Origin of the sequence: Alcanivorax xiamenensis, assembly GCF_009846745.1 — a bacterium.
GTDB classification, from domain to species: domain Bacteria; phylum Pseudomonadota; class Gammaproteobacteria; order Pseudomonadales; family Alcanivoracaceae; genus Alloalcanivorax; species Alloalcanivorax xiamenensis.
In genome coordinates this window covers 129,340-148,345 of record NZ_AQPF01000007.1, presented here as the reverse complement: position 1 = coordinate 148,345, position 19,006 = coordinate 129,340, and the positions used below count along the sequence as shown (strand labels likewise).

Annotated in this window: 18 protein-coding genes and 1 tRNA gene; 12 read left to right on the top strand and 7 right to left on the bottom strand. The window is 60.1% G+C overall.

Features of this window, described 5'->3' with window-relative positions; translation table 11 throughout:
- Positions 1 to 43: 43 nt before the first annotated feature.
- Positions 44 to 646: a LysE family translocator gene (locus A6D6_RS07255; protein WP_159660345.1), complete on the bottom strand. Its 603-nt coding sequence runs from the start codon at positions 644 to 646 to the stop codon at positions 44 to 46.
- A gap of 252 nt (positions 647 to 898) precedes the next feature.
- Here A6D6_RS07255 and A6D6_RS07250 point away from each other — a divergent pair, with 252 nt between their 5' ends.
- Positions 899 to 2,296 carry an aminotransferase-like domain-containing protein gene (locus tag A6D6_RS07250; RefSeq protein WP_133493216.1) on the top strand — a complete coding sequence of 466 codons (1,398 nt, stop codon included), beginning with the start codon at positions 899 to 901 and terminating at the stop codon, positions 2,294 to 2,296.
- A 173-nt stretch (positions 2,297 to 2,469) separates the two neighbouring features.
- On the opposite strand, the gene A6D6_RS07245 is transcribed toward A6D6_RS07250, so the two are convergent.
- Entirely contained in the window at positions 2,470 to 3,825 is a 1,356-nt protein-coding gene (locus A6D6_RS07245) for a KamA family radical SAM protein (RefSeq protein WP_159660344.1), read from the bottom strand.
- 338 nt (positions 3,826 to 4,163) lie between these two features.
- Here A6D6_RS07245 and A6D6_RS07240 point away from each other — a divergent pair, with 338 nt between their 5' ends.
- On the top strand, positions 4,164 to 5,615 hold the full coding sequence (locus A6D6_RS07240; protein ID WP_133493214.1) for a phospholipase D-like domain-containing protein: 1,452 nt from the start codon (positions 4,164 to 4,166) through the stop codon (positions 5,613 to 5,615).
- Positions 5,616 to 5,634: 19 nt separating this feature from the next.
- Entirely contained in the window at positions 5,635 to 6,126 is a 492-nt protein-coding gene (locus tag A6D6_RS07235; RefSeq protein ID WP_133493213.1) for a hypothetical protein, read from the top strand.
- An 11-nt stretch (positions 6,127 to 6,137) separates the two neighbouring features.
- Here the strand turns inward: A6D6_RS07235 and A6D6_RS07230 are convergent, their stop codons facing one another.
- The gene (locus A6D6_RS07230) at positions 6,138 to 6,314 is read right to left on the bottom strand and encodes a PLDc N-terminal domain-containing protein (protein WP_133493212.1); all 177 of its coding nucleotides are present in this window, start codon (positions 6,312 to 6,314) and stop codon (positions 6,138 to 6,140) included.
- A gap of 102 nt (positions 6,315 to 6,416) precedes the next feature.
- On the bottom strand, positions 6,417 to 6,923 hold the full coding sequence (locus A6D6_RS07225) for a DUF2938 domain-containing protein (RefSeq protein ID WP_133493211.1): 507 nt from the start codon (positions 6,921 to 6,923) through the stop codon (positions 6,417 to 6,419).
- A gap of 562 nt (positions 6,924 to 7,485) precedes the next feature.
- Here A6D6_RS07225 and A6D6_RS07220 point away from each other — a divergent pair.
- From A6D6_RS07220 to A6D6_RS07200, 5 genes are all read left to right on the top strand, one after another.
- Positions 7,486 to 7,562, top strand: a tRNA-Arg gene (locus tag A6D6_RS07220).
- A gap of 119 nt (positions 7,563 to 7,681) precedes the next feature.
- Complete coding sequence (gene arsS, locus A6D6_RS07215; protein WP_159660343.1) at positions 7,682 to 8,641, top strand: arsenosugar biosynthesis radical SAM (seleno)protein ArsS; 960 nt, start codon at positions 7,682 to 7,684, stop codon at positions 8,639 to 8,641.
- Positions 8,638 to 9,366, top strand: a complete 729-nt coding sequence (locus A6D6_RS07210; RefSeq protein ID WP_159660342.1) for a TIGR04283 family arsenosugar biosynthesis glycosyltransferase — start codon at positions 8,638 to 8,640, stop codon at positions 9,364 to 9,366. Before arsS ends, A6D6_RS07210 begins: the two co-directional genes overlap by 4 nt.
- Entirely contained in the window at positions 9,353 to 9,979 is a 627-nt protein-coding gene (locus tag A6D6_RS07205; protein ID WP_159660341.1) for a TIGR04282 family arsenosugar biosynthesis glycosyltransferase, read from the top strand. Before A6D6_RS07210 ends, A6D6_RS07205 begins: the two co-directional genes overlap by 14 nt.
- Before the next feature lie 159 nt (positions 9,980 to 10,138).
- Positions 10,139 to 10,477, top strand: a complete 339-nt coding sequence (locus tag A6D6_RS07200; protein WP_159660340.1) for an Hpt domain-containing protein — start codon at positions 10,139 to 10,141, stop codon at positions 10,475 to 10,477.
- A gap of 697 nt (positions 10,478 to 11,174) precedes the next feature.
- Here A6D6_RS07200 and fdxA read toward each other — a convergent pair.
- Together fdxA and mutS are read right to left on the bottom strand one after the other, a co-directional pair.
- On the bottom strand, positions 11,175 to 11,504 hold the full coding sequence (fdxA, locus tag A6D6_RS07195; RefSeq protein WP_133493568.1) for a ferredoxin FdxA: 330 nt from the start codon (positions 11,502 to 11,504) through the stop codon (positions 11,175 to 11,177).
- 139 nt (positions 11,505 to 11,643) lie between these two features.
- Entirely contained in the window at positions 11,644 to 14,199 is a 2,556-nt protein-coding gene (mutS, locus tag A6D6_RS07190) for a DNA mismatch repair protein MutS (protein WP_159660339.1), read from the bottom strand.
- A gap of 289 nt (positions 14,200 to 14,488) precedes the next feature.
- On the opposite strand from mutS, the gene A6D6_RS07185 reads away from it, so the two are divergent.
- From A6D6_RS07185 to A6D6_RS07170, 4 genes are all read left to right on the top strand, one after another.
- Positions 14,489 to 15,079, top strand: a complete 591-nt coding sequence (locus A6D6_RS07185) for a TetR/AcrR family transcriptional regulator (protein ID WP_097057840.1) — start codon at positions 14,489 to 14,491, stop codon at positions 15,077 to 15,079.
- 268 nt (positions 15,080 to 15,347) lie between these two features.
- A complete protein-coding gene (locus tag A6D6_RS07180; protein WP_097057841.1) occupies positions 15,348 to 16,145 on the top strand; it encodes a crotonase/enoyl-CoA hydratase family protein in 798 nt (265 codons plus the stop codon).
- An 8-nt stretch (positions 16,146 to 16,153) separates the two neighbouring features.
- Positions 16,154 to 16,624 carry a tautomerase family protein gene (locus A6D6_RS07175; RefSeq protein WP_097057842.1) on the top strand — a complete coding sequence of 157 codons (471 nt, stop codon included), beginning with the start codon at positions 16,154 to 16,156 and terminating at the stop codon, positions 16,622 to 16,624.
- Between the two features lie 107 nt (positions 16,625 to 16,731).
- The gene (locus A6D6_RS07170) at positions 16,732 to 17,184 is read left to right on the top strand and encodes a VOC family protein (RefSeq protein ID WP_097057843.1); all 453 of its coding nucleotides are present in this window, start codon (positions 16,732 to 16,734) and stop codon (positions 17,182 to 17,184) included.
- 88 nt (positions 17,185 to 17,272) lie between these two features.
- Here the strand turns inward: A6D6_RS07170 and A6D6_RS07165 are convergent, their stop codons facing one another.
- A complete protein-coding gene (locus tag A6D6_RS07165; RefSeq protein ID WP_159660338.1) occupies positions 17,273 to 18,991 on the bottom strand; it encodes a bifunctional helix-turn-helix transcriptional regulator/alpha/beta hydrolase in 1,719 nt (572 codons plus the stop codon).
- Between the last annotated feature and the right edge of the window lie 15 nt (positions 18,992 to 19,006).

The window sequence follows — 19,006 nt, the reverse complement described above, 5'->3', positions numbered from 1 at the left end:
TGATTCGACGATCACGTCAGTGTACGTCAGCGCGGCCCTGGCATCACGGCATGAACGTGGGGTAAAGCGACAATAACAACAGGGCCGCCATGGCCAGATTGAAGTGGCCCAGCCGTCGTCCGTGCTGCAGCCAACCCTGCAAGGCCACGCCGCCGAGATTCCACAGGGAAATCAGTGGCAGGCCGAGAAAGAAGAAGCACAAGGCCACCAGAGCCAGGCTGGCGGAGAAATGCACCGGATCGGTATAGGTGGCCACGGCGGTAACCATCATCATCCAGGCCTTGGGGTTGACCCATTGGAACAACGCGGCCTGCCAGAACGTCAGGGGCGCGCCACGGTGATCGCCGCGCAGTGGCGTATGGCGGTGCCGTACCAGTTGCCAGGCCAGATAGAGCAAAAAGAGCACGCCGAGAATGCGCAACGTCAGAGACAGTTGCGGAAAGCGGCTCAGTAGCTGCCCGAGTCCCAGTGCCACACAGAACAGCAGAATCTGGCAGCCTATCAGAATGCCCATGATGTGTGGCAGCGAACGGCGGAATCCGGCGTTGGCGCCGGAAGCCATCAGCATCAGGTTGTTGGGGCCGGGGGTGCCGGTCATCACCGTCACGAATCCGGCCAAAGGCAGCAGTGTTTCCCAATATCCCATGTGACCTCTTTAAAGCAGGTGCCAAGAAAGGTCAGATTAAGCTTGCGTCAGGCAGGGATACAGATATAAAAATGACAATTTGAACCGGTACAGTTTCGGGCTGGGCCATCTGTGCCAGGGAGCCCAAAAAAATCGTCAGGAACGATTTTTGACGTCGTGGTGGCGACGGCCCGCAGGGGGCTGCCATGGACGGCGGAGCGTTTTTCGGAGGCTCCCTGGTGGAGCACGCCGCCTGAATTGGAGACTGCTGTCATGACCCTCTATCACCAACTGGCCGACCAGTTGCAGACGCTCATTGAGAAGCGCGTCTACGATGTCGGGCAGCGCCTTCCGGGAGTGCGAAGACTGAGCCACCAGCACAATGTCAGCGTGGCCACGGCGGTGAGCGCTTGTCGTGAACTGGAACAACGCGGTGTGCTGGAAGCGCGTCCCCGATCCGGTTACTACGTGTCGCGACCCCCGGCGCGTTTCGATGCGCCGCGTATGCGCCGTGCCAGCGCGGGACCGAGGGCGGTGAGTGGTCAAGATCGGGTGTTGGAGCTGATCCAGGCGGTCAATGATCCGTCGCTAGTGAATTTCGGGGCGGCGGTTCCGGACCCGGATTTCATGCCGGTGGCGGCGATCGAGCGAGCCTTCCATTCGGTGCTGCGGGAGCAGCGGCGCCGCTGTGTCGGCTATGAATTTCCTCCGGGCGCTCTGGAATTGCGTCAGGCCATTGCCCGTCGTCTGGTGGCGTTGCAATGTCCGGTGTCGCCGGATCAGGTGCTGATTACCAACAGTTGCCAGGAGGCGGTGACCATTGCGTTGAAACTGCTGACCAAGCCCGGCGATACCGTGGTGGTGGAATCACCCACCTATTACGGGTTGTTGCAGGTATTGGAGTCACTGGGGCTGAAAGCGCTGGAGATCCCCGCCGACCCACGGCGGGGGATTTCCCTGGAGGCGTTGTCACAGGCGCTGGAGCGCTGGCCGGTGAAGGCCTGTGTGCTGGTCACCAATTTCGCCAACCCATTGGGGTCGTGTCTTGCCGATCAGGACAAGCAGGCGTTGCTGTCATTATTGCGCCAATATCGGGTGCCTCTGGTGGAAGACGATATCTACGGTGATTTGCCCTTGTCCGGGCCGCGTCCGCGGCCGGTGAAAAGCTGGGATCGGGACGGGCTGGTGTATTACTGCGCGTCATCCTCGAAGACATTGTCCGCGGGGCTGAGAGTGGGGTGGTTGGTGCCCGGCGATCAGCAGAGGCGTGCCGAGTATTTGCAGTTCATTAATACGGTGTCGGTGGCGACGGCCTCGCAGTTGGCGATGGCGCGCTATCTGGAGCGCGGCCATTACGACCGCTTCCTGCGGCAATTGCGTGGTGAGCACGCCAAGGCGGTGGCGCGCATGACGTCGAGGGTGGAACAGCTATTTCCGGAGGGGACCCGGATCAGCCGCCCGGCGGGCGGTTTCGTGCTGTGGGTGGAACTGCCGGGGCAGACCGATACCACTGAATTGGCGGAACAGGCCTTGCGGGAGGGGGTGAGCTTCGCGCCGGGGGCGTTGTTTTCCACTGGCAACAAGTTCTCATCCTGCCTGCGGTTGAATTGCGCGGTGCGTTGGGACAATCGGGTGGAGAAGGGCCTGGCGCGGCTGGCGGCGTTGTTGTGACAGACAAGTCACGCCAGCATGTCCGCACGCCGATTCGCGAGCAAGCAGGCTTCCCACAGCGGCTTCGTGGCCCTTCCGTGGGAAGCTGGCTTGCCAGTGCATAGGCGTTCAAGCGCTGGGGACTGCCAAATTCGTGGGACTCATCGGTCCCCGGACCGAGATGTTTGAGAAGCTCAGCTCTCCATCGCCGCCAGTTCGTCCTCGAAGAAGAATTTCTCTTCGCCGAAGGCCGGTTCCAGATGGTTCAGCCAGGTGGCCTCGTCGTTGTATTTGGCGAAGAACGGCCGTTGCACCCAATCCGGATTGCGGCCCTGGATGAAACGTAGCACGAACACTTTCTCGCCGTGAATTTCCGTTACTCCCTGAATCTCCACCTTGCCCGGGTGGCTGGACATGCTCGGTCCGCGGGCGGTGCGGGCCAGGCCGGACACCTGTTTCATGGCGCCCCGGTAAATTTGCCAGGCCTTGGCCAGCGGCACCTCGAAGTAATGACGGGCGCCGGTGTCCCGTTCCACGAACATGTAATAGGGCACCACGCCCAGTTCCACCTGGGTTTGCCACAGGCGCGCCCAGTCATCGGCATCGTCATTGATGTGCGCCAGCAGCGGACCCTGGGCCCGGATCTGGGCACCGGTGGCACGAACCCGGCGGATCGCCTCCCGGGCGATGGGCGGCTCCAGTTCCTTCCAGTGGTTATAGTGCGCCATCAAGGCCAGATGCTTACCGGAAGCTGTCACTTCGCGGAACAGGTCCAGCAGATCGGCGGCGTCATTGTCGGAAACGAAGCGGTGCGGCCAGAACGTCAGCGCCTTGGAACCGATGCGGATAGTGCGCAGTTGTTCCAGTTCCAGAAGTGGTTCGATATGGGCGCGCAGGTTCTTGGTCTTCATCACCAATGGGTCGCCGCCGGTGATCAGGACATCGGTGATCTCCGGATGCGCCTGGATGTACTTCTTCAGTTGCCCGGCTTCCTTGGCGGCGATCTTCAGATCGTTGTCGCCGATGAACTGAGCCCAGCGGAAGCAGAACGTGCAATAGCTGTGGCACACCTGGCCCTGGCTGGGGAAGAACAGCACGGTTTCATCGTACTTGTGCTGCAGACCGTTGATGCGTTCGCCGTCCACTTCCGGGATGTTATGTTCCATCTGCCCGGCGGGGTGCGGATTGAGCGCCTCGCGGACTTCGGCGATGGCCTGGTCCAGGGTGTCCTTGTCGCCGCCTCGCATGGCTGCCGCCACCCGGTCAAAGTGTTCCGGCGCGAGCATGCCCTTCTGCGGGAAGGTGAGCTGATAGATCGGGTCGTCGGGCACTTTGTCCCAATCGATCAGTTCCTCGATGACATACTCATTGACCCGAAAGGGCAGGACGCTGGCGACCACGTCCATGGCGAAACGGGCTTCCTCGTCCAACCGCTGGAGCGGCTCGATCTTGTCCAACTGGCGGGCGGTATACACCTTGAAGCGACGGGGTTCGCCGAAGTCGGTGTCGTGATGCTCGCGCAGCGGTATCACGGTGTTGGTTTCTTGCATGCTTGTGTTCCTCATGCCGTGCCGACGCCGCAAAGGGGTCGGTACACTGGTCAAGGGACCAGCAGGTTTCTGCTTTCAGAGTGACCGGCGAGGCCGATCCTGGAGTTCGCCGATGATCGCCGACACGGATGACCGGGCGATGATGGCACTTCAAATGGGCGGAAGATTCCGACCCGGTGCGCCTGTTGGACGCGGAGGGTGAAAAACGGATGACGATTGTAAGTTATTGAAAATAAAAGAGCAAAATCACGGCCGCAAGCCTCGAGTAAGGCAATATGCTATGTTTGCCCGGCGCGGTGGCGTAAAGATCGTGAACAGGCTCTGGGCGAGGCGATGAGGTGAACGACTTTATACATACGGCTTTGCTGTGGGTGGAGCAGGCCTCGGCCTGGCTGGAAGCGTTCTGGCTGGCGATCGTCGCGCCGGTGGGCGTGGGGTTGGCGGTGTGGGTGACCGTCCATGTGGCCCAGCACAAACGGGACGCCCGTGCCGCCGCGGCCTGGACCGGCCTGGTCTGGCTGGTGCCGTTCCTGGGCGCCTTGTTGTACCTGCTGCTCGGGGTCAATCGTATCCAGCGCCGAGCCCGGCAGCTTACCGGCGGCGGCATTGATACTCTGCAGAGCACGGAATCGGTTGCCGAGGACACGGTGCAGGCACCGCAATTGCGTGTGCTGTCGCGGCTGGTGGGGCGCCTTACGCGGTTGCCTTTGACCGCCGGCAATCGCATCACCATGCATGAGGCCCGCGAGGCCCTGCATTTGATGGCACAGGCGGTGGAGGAAGCACAGCACAGCGTCTTCATGGCCACCTATATCTTCGGCAACGATGCGGCCGGCAAGCCCTTGGTGGAGGCACTGACACGGGCCGCCGCCCGTGGCGTGCAGGTGAGAGTCTTGCTGGATGGCGTCGGCGCCTTGTACTCCTTGCCCTCGGTGACCCGCCGTTTACGCAAGGGAGGAGTACGGGTGGAGCGGTTCCTGCACTCGGTGGCGCCGTGGCGCATGCCTTACATGAACCTGCGAAATCACCGTAAATTGATGATCGTCGATCATACCCTGGGCTTTACCGGCGGCATGAATGTGCGTGCCGGTTATGTGCGGGAGCCGGCCCGGACCCACGACTTGCATGCCCGTCTGGAAGGGCCGGTGGTGGCGCATCTGCTGCGTACCTTCGCGGCGGACTGGATGTTCACCTGTGGCGAGAACCTGACGGTGGAATATCAGGGGCAACCGGCGCCGGGGACGGTGCGTGCCCGTGGTATCAGCGCAGGTCCGGACGCGGACTTCGACAAACGCCGTCTGACCCTGCTCGCCGCCATTGGCTCGGCGGAGCGGGAAATCCGCATCGTCACGCCTTATTTCGTGCCGGACCAGACCTTGATGGCGGCGTTGCAGCTGGCCTTGCTCAAAGGCGTCAAGGTGGAACTGGTGGTGCCGCGCAAGAACAATCTGCGTCTTGTGCAGTGGGCCAGCATTCACGCGCTGAAATGGCTGGTGCGCGGTGGCGCGCATCTGTATCTTTCGGCCCCGCCGTTCGATCACAGTAAAGTGATGACGGTCGACGGCCATTGGGTACAGCTTGGCTCGGGGAACTGGGATGCGCGCAGTTTGCGGCTGAACTTCGAGTTCGATCTGGAATGCTACGATGGCCCGCTGTCGGAACAGGTCAATACCCTGATCGACGGCCGGATCGCCGGCGCCAGGCGCATGGACGATACCGACTTCCAGGCCATGGCAGCCTGGCGCAACGTGCGTAATGCTCTGGCCCATATGCTGGAACCCTATCTCTGAGAGGCTGAGAGGAACCCCCATGCGTCTGCCCCGGGATGCGGAACTGCCCGCCCATCTGGTTACCCTGATTCGTCTGCAATTCCTGCATGGCCTGCTGGTGGTGGCGGTGGCCACCGCAATCTGGCTGCCGGCACCAGCGGTGGCGCACGGCTGGTTACCGCTGGTGCCCCTGCTGGTGGCGATTTTCCTGTTGCTGCCCCCGGGATTGTATCTGGGGGCGGAGGTTCAAAGGGGGGAAGCGACGCTGACACCGGCGGTACTGCTGTTGTGGTTACTGGCCAGCGCCACGCCGTTCGTGCCGGCGCTGGTCGCCGCGCTGCTGATGATCGTCGCCGTGATGTTGCTGTTTCTGATGGAGAAGGTGGCCGCTATCCGCGAACACTGGCCGGAAGCCTGGATACGGGGACGGCGGCAACACATGCAGTTTCAAATGGTGTCTCTGGCCAGCGTGATGTTCTGGTTGCTTAGCCGGGATAATCAGCTGTTGCTGAATCTGGGATTGGGAGGCTGATCACGGCCGGGTCACTGTTTCACCGGAGAGCCCGGTCCCAGCAGGGCCCAGAGAATCAGGCCAAGCACCGGCACGATGACCACCAGCGCGATCCACAAAGCCTTTTGTGGCACCTCGGCGCCGGATTGCAGGATCTTCACGATGGCGAAAATATCCAGGATCAGAATGATGATGCTGAGTGCTTTCATGGGCGGATCCTTTCCTCTATCAGTCTTTATTCACCCTAGAATCGCCCATCGTGTGAGGTAAAGGCAACAAAGGTAAAACGTCGCTCGGGTAGCAGGTGGGGGCTAGGGAGAGGGCCAAAGCAGAAGCCCCAGCCGGGCGGCCAGAAACAGACCGATTCCGAATACCGTGTGGTTGACCAGACTGCGGAGACGGGCCTGATTCGGGTTGGGGGTCTTCGAGGCCGCCACGCCGGCGCCCATGCCCGGCTGCAGAATCAACAGAGGCGCCGCCACGGAACACACTCCGAACAGTAACGCCGGCCATAGGGATGGCTCTCTGGCCCAGGCTAACCCCGTCAGTGCCAGCAGCAGCCCTGCGAAACCAATGCCTATGAGATAGTGGGTAAGCCAGCCGAGTCTCGTTTCGCCACTGATGGGAGTGGCCGTGGCGATGTTGTCGTGGACCCATTGACCGCGAGGCAGATGCCCCACCCAACGCCCCACCAGTCTCCAGTTTGGCGCCGGCAAACCAAGAAAGCGCCGCGCAGCCAGGGCATAACCATCTGTTATCGCGGTGGCCCCGACCCCGATCAGCAGCGTACGGATGACGAATTCAAGGATATCGGTCATGGCAGTGATTCCTGCTTAATGAAAATAATATTCAATTGATTTATTGAATATTTGATGAAGAAAGCATTAGATGTCAAGGGTCTGTTCCCTGGACTCCCTGCCCGGGCATTGTCCTCGGAAGGTTCCACGAAGCCGTTGTGGGAGCTTCGATGGTGTCTTGCAAGCTCTAACGCTCCCTTCGCCAGCAGGCTGGCGCCCATAGATCACGCTACGAAGCTGCTGTGGGAAGCGGCCTTGGCCGCGAATGCCACCGGGCCGTTGGCCATTCGCTTGCCAGCAAGCTTCCCACAGCGGCTTCGTAGAATCCCATTAGTGTTTTAACAGCTAATGGGCGTATGGGCTGGCACGAGTCGTTCAGGCCGGTACAATGCCCTTCTTCCTTGCCCCGGTAGCTCAGTTGGGTGAGGGTGGGGCCTTCCGGCGCACGGCGCCGGCCATCCTCACGCCGCGCGGATACCGCCGCGTGGCCGGAGCCTGGAGGGCGAGCAAGCGCCTCCATGGAGAGTCTTGCTCCGTGCCACTGGCGCTGTCGCTTGAGGCCGGTACAATGCCTCTCTTCCTTGCCCCGGTAGCTCAGTTGGATAGAGCAAGCGCCTCCTAAGCGCTAGGTCGGACGTTCAAATCGTCTCCGGGGCGCCATTTCCCCTCTGTCTTTGTCTGATTCGCCTTTGCCATGGCTTTTGACGTAACGTTTTCCTTATCCGTGCGTCCATTACACTAGGGTGAACAGGCCCTAGAACAACGGACAGGAGCTGATCATGAGAGACAGTCGTGCGTTACTGGTACGCAGTGGCACCGATTTCCCTCCGCTACGTCGGCGCCGGACCACCATCTTGCAGGTGAATCTGGGCTATCGGTGCAATCTGAGCTGTGTGCATTGCCATGTGAACGCGGGCCCCACGCGCACGGAAATGATGTCCGCGGAGACCGTGGATCTGGTGATCGAGGTGCTTCGACGGGGGCACATCGAAACCCTGGACCTGACTGGCGGCGCACCGGAAATGAGCCCTCACTTTCGCCGATTGGTCCGGGAAGCACGGGCATTGGATATCACCGTGATCGACCGCTGCAATCTGACCATTCTGCTGGAACCGGACTATGAGGATCTGCCGGCTTTCCTGGCGGAGCAAGGCGTGCAGGTGGTGGCGTCCTTGCCCTGCTACCTGGAAGAGAACGTCAACAAGCAGCGGGGCAAGGGCGTCTACGCGGCCAGTATCGAGGCGATCCGGCGACTCAATCAGGTGGGGTATGGTGGTGAGTCGCTGATTCTGGATCTGGTGTACAACCCGGTGGGGGCGCATCTACCGCCGCCGCAGGCCGGTTTGCAGGACGACTACAAGCGTGAACTCGCGGCCCGTTTCGATATTCACTTCAACCGTTTGCTGACGATCACCAACATGCCGATCAGCCGCTTTGGCGCGGTATTGCTGGCCCACCATCAGTTTGATGATTACATGCGGTTGCTGCGCAGCAGCCACAATCCGGTCAATCTGGATGAGGTAATGTGCCGGAATACCTTGAGTGTGGACTATCAGGGTTATCTGTACGATTGCGACTTCAATCAGATGCTCGGGCTGGCTCAGGGAGGCGCCGATCGCCATCCGCATTTGCGGGAAATATTGCGAGGTGACAAGGACGGTGAACCGGTGTACGTGGCGGACCATTGTTTCGGTTGCACCGCCGGGGCCGGCAGCAGTTGCGGTGGAGCGCTGGCGTGACGCGGCGTTTGAGCGTGGTGATTCCGGTGCTCAACGAAGCTCCCCGTTTGCGGCGGCTGCTACCGAAATTGCGCCGCCATTTGTGGGATCAGGATGAGATTATCGTGGTGGATGGTGCCAGCACCGACGATACCGTGTTGGTGGCGGAGGAAGGCGCGGACAAGGTTCTGCATTGCGACCGTGGCCGGGCCCGCCAGATGAACTTCGGCGCTGAACGGGCCTGCGGCGATCTGCTCTGGTTTGTGCACGCGGACAGTGGAATACGACGGAACCAGCCGGCGGCATTGCGCTATTTGCCGGAGGGGCCGCTGTGGGGGCGGTTCGATGTCCGCCTCAAGGGCCGTCATCCGTTGTTCCCGATCATTGGCGGCGCCATGAACCTGCGCTCGCGCTGGACCGGCATCGCCACCGGCGATCAGGGGATTTTCGTGGATCGTCTTTTATTTCTTGATGTGGGCGGCTTTCCGTTACAACCGTTGATGGAAGACGTGGCGCTGAGCGCTTGTCTGCGTCGCCATGGTAAACCACTGTGTTTGCGTCCCAGGATGGTGGTGGACAGTCGCCGCTGGCAGCAACAGGGCGTGCTGCGAACCGTGTTGCTGATGTGGCGATTGCGCTGGCGCTATTGGCGCGGTGCCGACCCGGCCGAACTGCACCGGATCTACTATCGCGATCCTGGTGGTGAGTCCGTTCCGCAGCGGGAGGACGGACGTGACCCGGGATGAACAGACGGCCACCTTGCTGTTGGTCTTCGCCAAGGCGCCTGAGCCGGGCCGGGTAAAAAACCGGTTGGCGGCTGTCCTGGGGGCGGACACCGCGCTGGCGGCCCATCAGGCGCTGCTGGAACGTACCCTGTGTCTGGCGGCGGCGTTTCCCGGTCCGGCGGTATTGATGTTGGATCGTGCCGAGACTGCCACCGAGAACCGGGCGCGGGCGCTCGGGCTGGACATTGACTATCAACAGGGCGTGGATCTGGGCGAGCGCATGGAGCGCGCCATGGCCTGGGGTTTGGCACGGGCGAAACAGGTGTTGCTGGTGGGCAGTGACTGTCCGGCCATGAGCCGGGAATATCTGTTGGCCGCCGCGGATGCCCTGCGTCAGGCACCGGTAGTCCTCGGCCCCAGTGAAGATGGTGGTTTTGTCCTGCTCGGTGGCAGTGAGGCCGCGCTCTGGCGTCAATCGCTGTTCCGCCATGTGGCGATGAGCACGGACCACACTCTGGCCGATACCCTGAAGGCGCTGTCCGACCGCTGTCGGCCGCGATTATTACCGACGCTTTGGGACGTGGATTACCCCGAGGATCTGGACCGGGCCCGGCGCCTGGGTCTGCTGTCCTGAGCCTGTCCATGGCCGCTTCGTTTTCAACGGTCACGGCGCCTCTTTGCCCAACACGGCAGCGTGTCGTTTTCTCACCCATTCCGCTGAAGTCTGTGCGATATTATGGCGCTACCATTGGTGTCACGATTGCGTTGACGCAGGGCTCAGCTGGAGTGATTGATGAGCAGGCAGGAAGCAGTGGACCTGGCGGTAATCCAGGAACTGAAAGAAGTGATGGGGGCGGATTTTCCCCGCTTGGTGATGTCTTTCGTGAAGGATGGTGAACAGCGTTTGCGTGCGATTCAGGACGGGCTCGCCGCCACCGATACGGAAGTGGTGCGTCAGCAGGCACACAGTTTCAAGGGCAGCAGTGGCAACCTCGGCGCGGTACGGGTATCAGCGCTGTGTCTGGAGATGGAAAGCGCGGCCCGCGACGGCGATGTGGCGATGGCGGCATCCCTGCTCGACCCCTTGAAGGAGGCCTTCGAATCGGTGTGTGCGCGGCTGAAGTCGCTCTGAGGCGGCACTCAGAGTGTCGACCATGGGATTGGGGACAAAAAAAACCCCTCTTCCAAAGGGGGGGGGTGGAAGAGGGGGGGTTGTGAGCGCTATTTCTAGCGCCTTGGGGGGATACCTTTTCCGTTGGCTCGGCCTAACGCCCTAGCCAATCGAGATACTGTATATCCTACAGGGAGAGCCTTCCCCCTGCTGTAAAATGCGGTGAGAGAATGTAAAAACTTCCTAGCTTGTTCGGGTGCACCGTATCCAGAATGCAAATGGCAGGCTTGCGAAGTGAAGGTCAACCGCGATCTTGTAAGCCATATCTTACAATGGTGTAAGCATTTTTACCAATGTGGTGTCCGCCATCTGCTCTTTCTTTTGAGCTGAAAATCCCCATCCATTTGATTTGAAAGGAATTTTTGTTTTTCGGTGAATGGAATCCATTTACTTTTTAAAGATCTTTAACCCTTGAGCGTCAGGGCACTTGCTATAGTACTTTCCGTGTTCAGGGACATGAACACAGGGAACTGCTAAGGATGGCGGACAAGGATGTCCAGGTGAGCGCAAATCGGGTAAGGACGACTCGACGCAAAAAGGGCGGCAGGATGCCGCCCTTCTCATTTTTATAGCCGCCTTCTTCCCTGGCAATGCCTGCCCGCCTCTCAGGCGGTTGGCGGTAAGACGAGTCTTCGATCCGCCTTCTCCGCCGTTCTCCTTACCACTCTCGAACCAGGTGCTCGCGCTTGTTGGCCACGCCGTCCCAGTCCGCGGCGTCGTCCGGAGCATCTTTCATCTCCGTGATATTCGGCCACTTCTCCGCCAGTTCGGCGTTGATCTCCAGGAACTCTTGTTGGTCGTCGGGCAATTCGTCTTCAGAGAAGATCGCGTTCACCGGGCACTCCGGCTCGCACAGCGCACAGTCGATGCACTCATCCGGATGAATGACCAGAAAATTCGGACCTTCATAAAAGCAGTCCACCGGACATACTTCCACACAGTCCGTGTGTTTACACTTGATGCAGTTTTCACCTACTACGAACGTCATTAGCCTGTCCTCGCCAGGTGTGTTCTCTTCCACGACCGGTCCGCCCGCTATGGAAAGTCTAGCAGAGCGCCGGTTTGGGGGTCTCGGGGCCGCGCTAGTCTAGCTTCAAGGCCCCGGGCAGGCAAACCGGCTTACCCGGTTAAGCTAAGCTCTTCAGCCGATAAAGCAGATCCAGCGCCTGACGAGGCGTCAGCTGATCGGGATCGACTTCCCCGAACGCCTCCTTGAGCGGGTCCGGTGCCGCGAACAGCTCGCTTTGCATCGGCGCCGCCGGGCGCGCGGGAGCCGCCGCTGGCGCGGGCGTGCCGGTCTCCAGTTCCTGCAGCTTTTCCGTGGCCCGCTGGATCACCGGTGCCGGTACCCCGGCCAGTTGTGCCACCTGCAAACCGTAGCTGCGGCTGGCGGGCCCTTCCTGCACCCGGTGCAGGAAGACAATACGATTGTCGTGTTCGCTGGCGGTGAGGTGGGCGTTGTAGACCGTCTCCAGAGTCTCCGGCAGTTGTGTCAGCTCGAAATAATGGGTGGCGAAGAGGGTGAAGGCACGCAGTTGCCTGGCCAGATGCTCCGCCGCCGCCCAGGCCAGGCTGAGCCCGTCGAAGGTGCTGGTGCCGCGGCCAATCTCATCCATCAATACGAGACTCTCCGGGGTGGCGTTGTTGAGAATGTTGGCGGTTTCCGACATTTCCACCATGAAGGTGGAACGGCCGCCGGCCAGATCATCGGAGGAACCGATGCGGGTGAAGATCCGGTCCAGCGGCCCGATGCGGGCGCTGGCGGCGGGCACCGCGCTGCCGATATGAGCGAGCAGCGCGATCAACGCGGTCTGACGCATATAAGTGGATTTACCACCCATGTTCGGGCCGGTGATGACGACCATGCGCCGGCGATCGTCCAGGTGCAGACTGTTGGGCACGAACGCCTCTTCCAGCACCTGCTCCACCACCGGATGGCGGCCGTCGACGATTTCCAGCAAGGGCGTTTCCAGCAGTTGCGGCCGCACCCAGCCCAGCGCCTCGGCGCGTTCCGCCAGTGTCGCCAGTACGTCGAGTTCGGCCACCGCCGAGGCGCACACCTGCAACGGCCCCAGATGTGCCGCCACCGTTTCGATCAAGGCCTCGTAGAGCCGTTTTTCCAGCGTCAGCGCCTTGCTGGACGCGGACAGCGCCTTGTCCTCGAAGGTCTTCAACTCCGGCGTAATGAAGCGCTCGGCGTTTTTCAGGGTCTGCCGGCGTTGATAGTCCACCGGCGCTTGTTCCGCCTCGCGGCGGGACAGCTCAATATAGTAGCCGTGAACCTTGTTGTACTTGACCCGCAGAGTGCCGAAGCCAGTGCGTTCGCGTTCGCGTTTTTCGATGTCCACCAGCACCGCGCCCGCGTTTTCGCTGATCGCCCGCAACTCATCCAGATCCTCGCTGTAACCCGGAGCGATGACGCCGCCGTCGCGGATCAACATGGGTGGATTCTCGATCACCGCCCGGGCCAGTAATTCGCACTGTTCCGGGAACTCGCCCAGGCGCTCATGGGCTTCGGCGAAGGCGTTGGATTCCGGCAAGGCCGCGTGCAGGGCCGGCAGCGCTTCCAGGCTGGCGCGCAGGCGGGTCAGATCGCGGGGGCGGGCGGAGCGCAGCGCCACCCGGCCGAGGATTCGTTCCATATCGCCGATCTGATCCAACACCTGGCGCAGCGCCTCGAAACGCCAGCCGTCACGCAGAGCATCGATACGATCCTGGCGGCCATTGAGCACGACGCGGTCACGTAATGGCTGATGCACCCAGCGTTTCAACAGGCGCGCCCCCATGGCGGTGGTAGTGTTGTCCAGCACCGAGGCGAGGGAATGTTGCTCCCGGCCATCCAGGGTTTCGGTCAGCTCCAGATTGCGGCGGGTGGCGGCGTCCATGGCCACGCTGTCGTCGAACGACTCCACCGCCAGACCGGTGACATGGGGCAGGGCGCTGCGCTGGGTATCGCGAGCGTACTGCAACAGCGCGCCGGCCGCGGCCACCGCGGCGCCTGCCGGCTGCCCGAAGCCGGACAGGTCTTGCACCTGGAACTGCTTGCACAGCTGCCGCCGCGCCGCCTCCTCATCAAACTCCCACACTGGCCGCACCCGGCTGCCGGGGCGTTCCGCCAATGCCGTCGGAAAACCGTGTGCTTCGCTCAGCAACAACTCCGCCGGCTGCCAGCGCTCAAGTAGCGCTTGCAACTGCTCCTGCCCCTCCACCTGGGTCACCACGAAACGGCCGGCTGCCACGTCCAGCGCTGCCGCGCCCACGCGAGGGCCGTCTTCGCACAAAGCGCAAAGCAGATTGTCCCGGCGTTCTTCCATCAGGGCTTCGTCACTTACCGTTCCCGGCGTGACGATGCGTACCACCTTGCGTTCCACCGGCCCCTTGCTGGTGGCCGGATCACCGATCTGCTCGCAGATCACCACCGACTCACCGAGCTTCACCAACCGCGCCAGGTACCCTTCCGCCGCGTGATACGGAATCCCCGCCATCGGAATCGGCTTGCCCGCGCTTTGCCCGCGCTGAGTCAGTGTGATGTCCAGCAACCGGGCCGCTTTCTGCGCATCGCCGAAGAACAGTTCATAAAAATCCCCCATACGGTAGAACACCAACTGGTCCGGGTGCTCGGCCTTGATGCCAAGATACTGCCGCATCATCGGGGTGTGGCCGGATAGATCTTCCTTTGCCATATCTGCGTTTGATCCTCGATTTCTGGCGTTTTGGGCTATACCTTTCAGGCCTGCGCGAGTTTGCTTGAAAAACGATCAATCGTGTCGGAAACGAAAGAGGAAGCATAGCAAACGGAACACCGGGCCTCTATCAGAGGGAGCGCGGAATAGTGCGGTTTGACGGGCTTCCCGTTCGACTCGATGTGAAGGTTTCAGGTATTGAAGACGCTTCACCATATCGATTGTGATACCGGTTATGGCGATGCTAAAATATGACGTTTGTTATATTTTCTGAATGATCGGAGAGAAGATGTCTCAGTCAAAGCCAGAGGCACGCCGAAGATTGATTGCCGGTGCGGCGGAGATGTTAAGTCGCAGGGGATTGAATGCGACCAGTATTCGCGAATTGGCCAAGTACTCAAAGGCCCCTCTCGGGTCCACCTACCACTACTTCCCCGGCGGGAAGAAGCAGGTGGTTGTGGAAGCGGTGCGCTATGTGGGGGGCAAGGTGACAGCGGTACTGGCTGAGTCATTGCAGGCGGGGCCGTTGCACGGGTTGTCGGCTTTTCTGGAGCTGTGGCGAGAACAGGTTCTGAAAAGTGACTTTAAAGCCGGCTGCCCGATTCTGTCCGTGGCGGTTGAGGAGCCCGACAGTGACGAGGGGATGGTGGCGCTTGACGCGGCCGCCAGGGTATTCGCCACCTGGACCGATGTCATGAGTCAATCCTTGCGGATGGAAGGAGTCGAAGATGAGCAGGCAAAACAGCTTGCGACCTTGATTGTTTCTTCCGTTGAGGGGACGGTGGCCCTTTGTCGTGCGCAGCGGAGCATCGAACCGTTGGACAGGGTATCCCGACAGCTGGAATGGCTGATCGAAACGGCGATTCAGAGCAAAACCTGACACGGCACACAGCAGAGCAAGTCCCATTAAACCGTTGCCTGGCGCCAATCCGGAAACCTGATTCCATGGTTGCCGGGCGATTCCGCCTCCGTCTCGACACACCTTCCTCTATTTCCTTCGGGTAATGCCGCCAGAGATTACCTTGATGAGCCATGTTGCCGACTGTCCGGCCTGAGCTTGTGGTGATGCTGTTTCTTCTTGATATAACGATCGTTATATACTAGGCTTTTGAATATTACAGTCGTTATATTTCTGGAGAGATCTGAAGATGAGTGAAGCAAACAGTGGAACAGGCCGCGTTAGCCGGGAGCGGCGTGGAAATATTCTTCTGCTGGGCCTGGATCGGGCGGGCAAACGTAATGCTTTCGATAGCGCCATGCTGGCCGACCTCGCCCTGGCTCTGGGGGAATACGAGCGCGACCCTGATCTGCGCTGCGCCGTATTGTTCGCCCATGGTGAGCACTTCACCGCCGGTCTGGATTTGATGGAGCTGGGCCCCAAGCTGGCTGGTGGTGGTTTTCAGTATCCGGATGAGGGGATCGATCCCTTTGGTGTCTCCCGGCCGAGACGTAGCAAGCCTTTGATCGCGGCTGTTCAGGGTATGTGCTGGACCGCGGCCATTGAATTGGCCCTCAGCGCTGATGTTGCGATTGCCGCTTCAAATGCCCGTTTCGCGCAGATGGAAGTGATGCGTGGTATTGCGCCGGCCGGTGGCGCCACGGTGCGCTTCCCGCAAGTGGCCGGGTGGTCGAATGCCATGCGCTATATGTTGACGGGTGAAGAATTCTCGGCTGAAGAAGCGTACCGACTGGGTTTGGTCAGTGAAGTGGTTGAGCCCGGTCAGGAACTGGATCGTGCTATTGAAGTGGCCGAACGGATTGCGAAAGCCGCGCCATTGGGGGTTAAAGCTACCCTGGTTTCAGCCAATGCGGCCCGTTATGAGGGTGATGAAGCAAGTTTGGCTATGTTAACGGAACAGTTACTCCAACTGATGAAAAGTGAGGATGTACGTGAGGGTGTCATGGCGATGATGCAAAAGCGCGAGCCCGTCTTTGCCGGAAAATAGGCGGAACGATGACCATCATCAGAGTCACGACCCCGCAAGGGCGTCTGAACACAGATCAGAAAAGAGCGTTAGCGACGACATTGACCGACGCTGTCCTGGTGCCGGAAGTGGGGCAGCCCATGCCTCCCGCCCGTGTGGGTTTCCAGGTTCATTTTAATGAACTCAATACCGACAGTATGGCGATTAATGGCGAGTTGCTTTCGGATGAGCAGGCGGACGTTGTGACAATTGATATTGCCGTCATGGCGGCGGCCTGGCCGGCGGAGGTCCGGACGGAAGTCATTCGCCGTGTTCTGGCCGCACTGGCGGAAGCCTGTGACATGAGTGCCCCTGGCCCGCTGTGGTGGGTGAACTTCCGTGTCATTGATGAAGGCAGTTGGGGCTCCCGCGGCGATGTGCTGTCGATCCTGGATCTTCTGGATACCGGTGTGTTCACGGATGAAAGAAAGGAAGCCATCAAGGCGGCACTGAACATATAGTCGTCATTCGGTGCTCTTGCCTTGTTGGACTGCCGTTGAAAGAGATGGCCAGGAAAGCATGACATTAAAAGAATGAATCATTTTCGGTGAGTCTGGAGAGATGCATCATGAGTAACGAATGGCAGTATCCCTACGGAAGTAATCAGCGCTACCACCTGCAGCATGTCCATATCTTTGCTTCAAATATCAACGAGACGATCGACTTCTATACAAGATGGTTCGATGGCGAGGTGGTATGGGATGGTGACGTCGCCGGTGCCCGTAATGTCTTTATGAAAATCGGTATTGGTGCACTGCATCTCTACGATCAACCTCCCAGAGGGGAAGGAAAGAACGCGGTGCACCATCTTGGAATGCAAGTGGTTGGCATCGAGGAGATCTATGAAAGGATGAAGGAGGCGGGGCTTCATATTCCCAATCCGATTCGGAAGTTGGGCGGAGGTGGCGGTTACTTCATGTTGGGGGCTCCCGACAATGTGGTGATTGAGATGTTCGAGCCCGGAGCAACCCGGGATGAAGTAGTCAGAAGCTACTATGGATTGACGAAAAAGCAGGGCTGATCGCGTTGACCCGATCAATACATGGAAAATAGCGGGAGAGACAAGATTATGGAAAAAGGAAAGTGATCGGCTGTCCCGCGTTACTGATTCAGAAAGGGCTGGTAAGGGCTGGAAAGGCAGTCCCTCCGGGTGATTCCTCGGGAGAAGAAAGTTCGAGCAGTTCAGTTAAAAACGCTTTCCAGACCTTGTAGATCATAAAACGCCCCTGGTCCGGGAAGCTGCGAAAACTGACGTTGGGCAGGCTCGCGGCCAGGCTACGGGCACTGCCGATGGAGATGATGCGGTCGTCTTCTCCGTGCCAGTAGGTGACAGGCACGCTGATCTGGCTGAGATCCACATACCAGGGGTGCTGCATACGCAGATACTCATCAATGATGATGCGGGCGCCCTGGAAGTGACTGAGCTTCATGCGCTCGATCAGCCGGGCCAGCAGGTCCGGGTTTCCGAGTACGGCCTGGTCTTCGGGGCACAGGGATTTGGCCAGACGTGAGAAATACTTTTCCGGCGAGCGCTGCATTCCGCGCAGGGCGAGCCGTCCGACCAATACGAACAGACGTGGATCCTTACGGAAGATACGCAGGAACATGGCGTGGATAGGGTCAAGCTTATCCAGTTCGAAGTGTTCGATCGGAACAGTACTGGACAGCAGTCCCAGTCGATCAAACAGATCCGGATCCATAGCGGCTGAGCACAGTGCATAGGGCCCGCCGCCGCAGTAGGCCGCCATCGGTGGTCGTTCGATATCGAGATGGCGGCATAGCGCGCGGATATCCGGACTGAAATCCCGGAACTCCATCTCCGGCCGTGCGGTTGAAAGGCCGTAACCGGGCCTTACGATCAGTATCATGCGCAGACCCTGTTCGCGATACCAGGTTTCGAACAGGCGGTGGTCGGGGAGTGCGCCACCGAGGTTATCCAATGTCAGCACCGGCCGCCCGGTTGGATCACCGTACTCGAACCAGCTCAACACGCGGCCGTCGGTCAGGGTCATGGTGCGCTCCGGTATTGGTGACGTAGCCCCGGGCGGTGCGGTCTGCACCAGAGCATGCCCCATCGCCTGGCTTACCAATTGTACCTGGCTGTTGACGTCCAGCTTTGCCATGGCGGACTTGATCTGGGCGCGAGCGGTGTGAACGCTGATCGACAGCAATGCCGCGCTTTGATTGAGATTGCCGATCTTACACAGCAGGTGAAGAAGGCGGGATTCCGCGTGAGTTATGGGGAAAATGGCTTTCAAGGATTCAGGAGAGGGAGTCACTACATTCTGACCCGCCAATACCCAGACAATAGTCCGCACCCGGCTAATGGTGCCCCCGGCGTCGGACTTCTTCACTGGCAGACAGAGCAGGGTCACCGCGGCGTGTCGTGAAGTGAGCAGTTGAGTATGCCGGCCGCCCGCGCGGTCATTGACCCGCTTCAATGACTGCTTCAGTTCCCGGTCGGCGACGCGTAGTTGGCCATCGGGGAGCAAGGTTATCGGCTCCCGGGTGAGCGTCTGACGCGCCGCCAGGTTGCATTCCATTACATGCATTTCCTGGTCGAGCATCAGCATTGGCCAGGGCATTCGGTCATACATGGTATTGAGGAGCTGTGTGCGGTCCTCAAGAGCATGCATATAGGAGCTGCCGCGTACCGCCCGTTCAAGGTGCCCGATCAACCGTTCCACATGAACGGGCGCATCGGGGGTATCCTTTGGCGGCGTGGTGTAGGTCCAGCCGGTAATGGTGTCCAGCAGTTCCACCCAATCGTCGGGGGACAAGGCTGTTTCATAGATCTTGCCAATCAGATCGTCATTATCATCCTGCAAGACAGAGGCCCCGGG

Excerpts from the sequence above, each read along its gene's own strand:
- fdxA (WP_133493568.1), bottom strand. The coding sequence starts at position 11,504 with ATGACGTTCGTAGTAGGTGAAAACTGCATCAAGTGTAAACACACGGAC.
- A6D6_RS07170 (WP_097057843.1), top strand. The coding sequence starts at position 16,732 with ATGAGTAACGAATGGCAGTATCCCTACGGAAGTAATCAGCGCTACCAC.
- A6D6_RS07255 (WP_159660345.1), bottom strand. The coding sequence starts at position 646 with ATGGGATATTGGGAAACACTGCTGCCTTTGGCCGGATTCGTGACGGTG.
- A6D6_RS07230 (WP_133493212.1), bottom strand. The coding sequence starts at position 6,314 with ATGAAAGCACTCAGCATCATCATTCTGATCCTGGATATTTTCGCCATC.
- mutS (WP_159660339.1), bottom strand. The coding sequence starts at position 14,199 with ATGGCAAAGGAAGATCTATCCGGCCACACCCCGATGATGCGGCAGTAT.
- A6D6_RS07245 (WP_159660344.1), bottom strand. The coding sequence starts at position 3,825 with ATGCAAGAAACCAACACCGTGATACCGCTGCGCGAGCATCACGACACC.
- A6D6_RS07175 (WP_097057842.1), top strand. The coding sequence starts at position 16,154 with ATGACCATCATCAGAGTCACGACCCCGCAAGGGCGTCTGAACACAGAT.
- arsS (WP_159660343.1), top strand. The coding sequence starts at position 7,682 with ATGAGAGACAGTCGTGCGTTACTGGTACGCAGTGGCACCGATTTCCCT.
- A6D6_RS07250 (WP_133493216.1), top strand. The coding sequence starts at position 899 with ATGACCCTCTATCACCAACTGGCCGACCAGTTGCAGACGCTCATTGAG.
- A6D6_RS07180 (WP_097057841.1), top strand. The coding sequence starts at position 15,348 with ATGAGTGAAGCAAACAGTGGAACAGGCCGCGTTAGCCGGGAGCGGCGT.
- A6D6_RS07235 (WP_133493213.1), top strand. The coding sequence starts at position 5,635 with ATGCGTCTGCCCCGGGATGCGGAACTGCCCGCCCATCTGGTTACCCTG.
- A6D6_RS07225 (WP_133493211.1), bottom strand. The coding sequence starts at position 6,923 with ATGACCGATATCCTTGAATTCGTCATCCGTACGCTGCTGATCGGGGTC.
- A6D6_RS07200 (WP_159660340.1), top strand. The coding sequence starts at position 10,139 with ATGAGCAGGCAGGAAGCAGTGGACCTGGCGGTAATCCAGGAACTGAAA.
- A6D6_RS07185 (WP_097057840.1), top strand. The coding sequence starts at position 14,489 with ATGTCTCAGTCAAAGCCAGAGGCACGCCGAAGATTGATTGCCGGTGCG.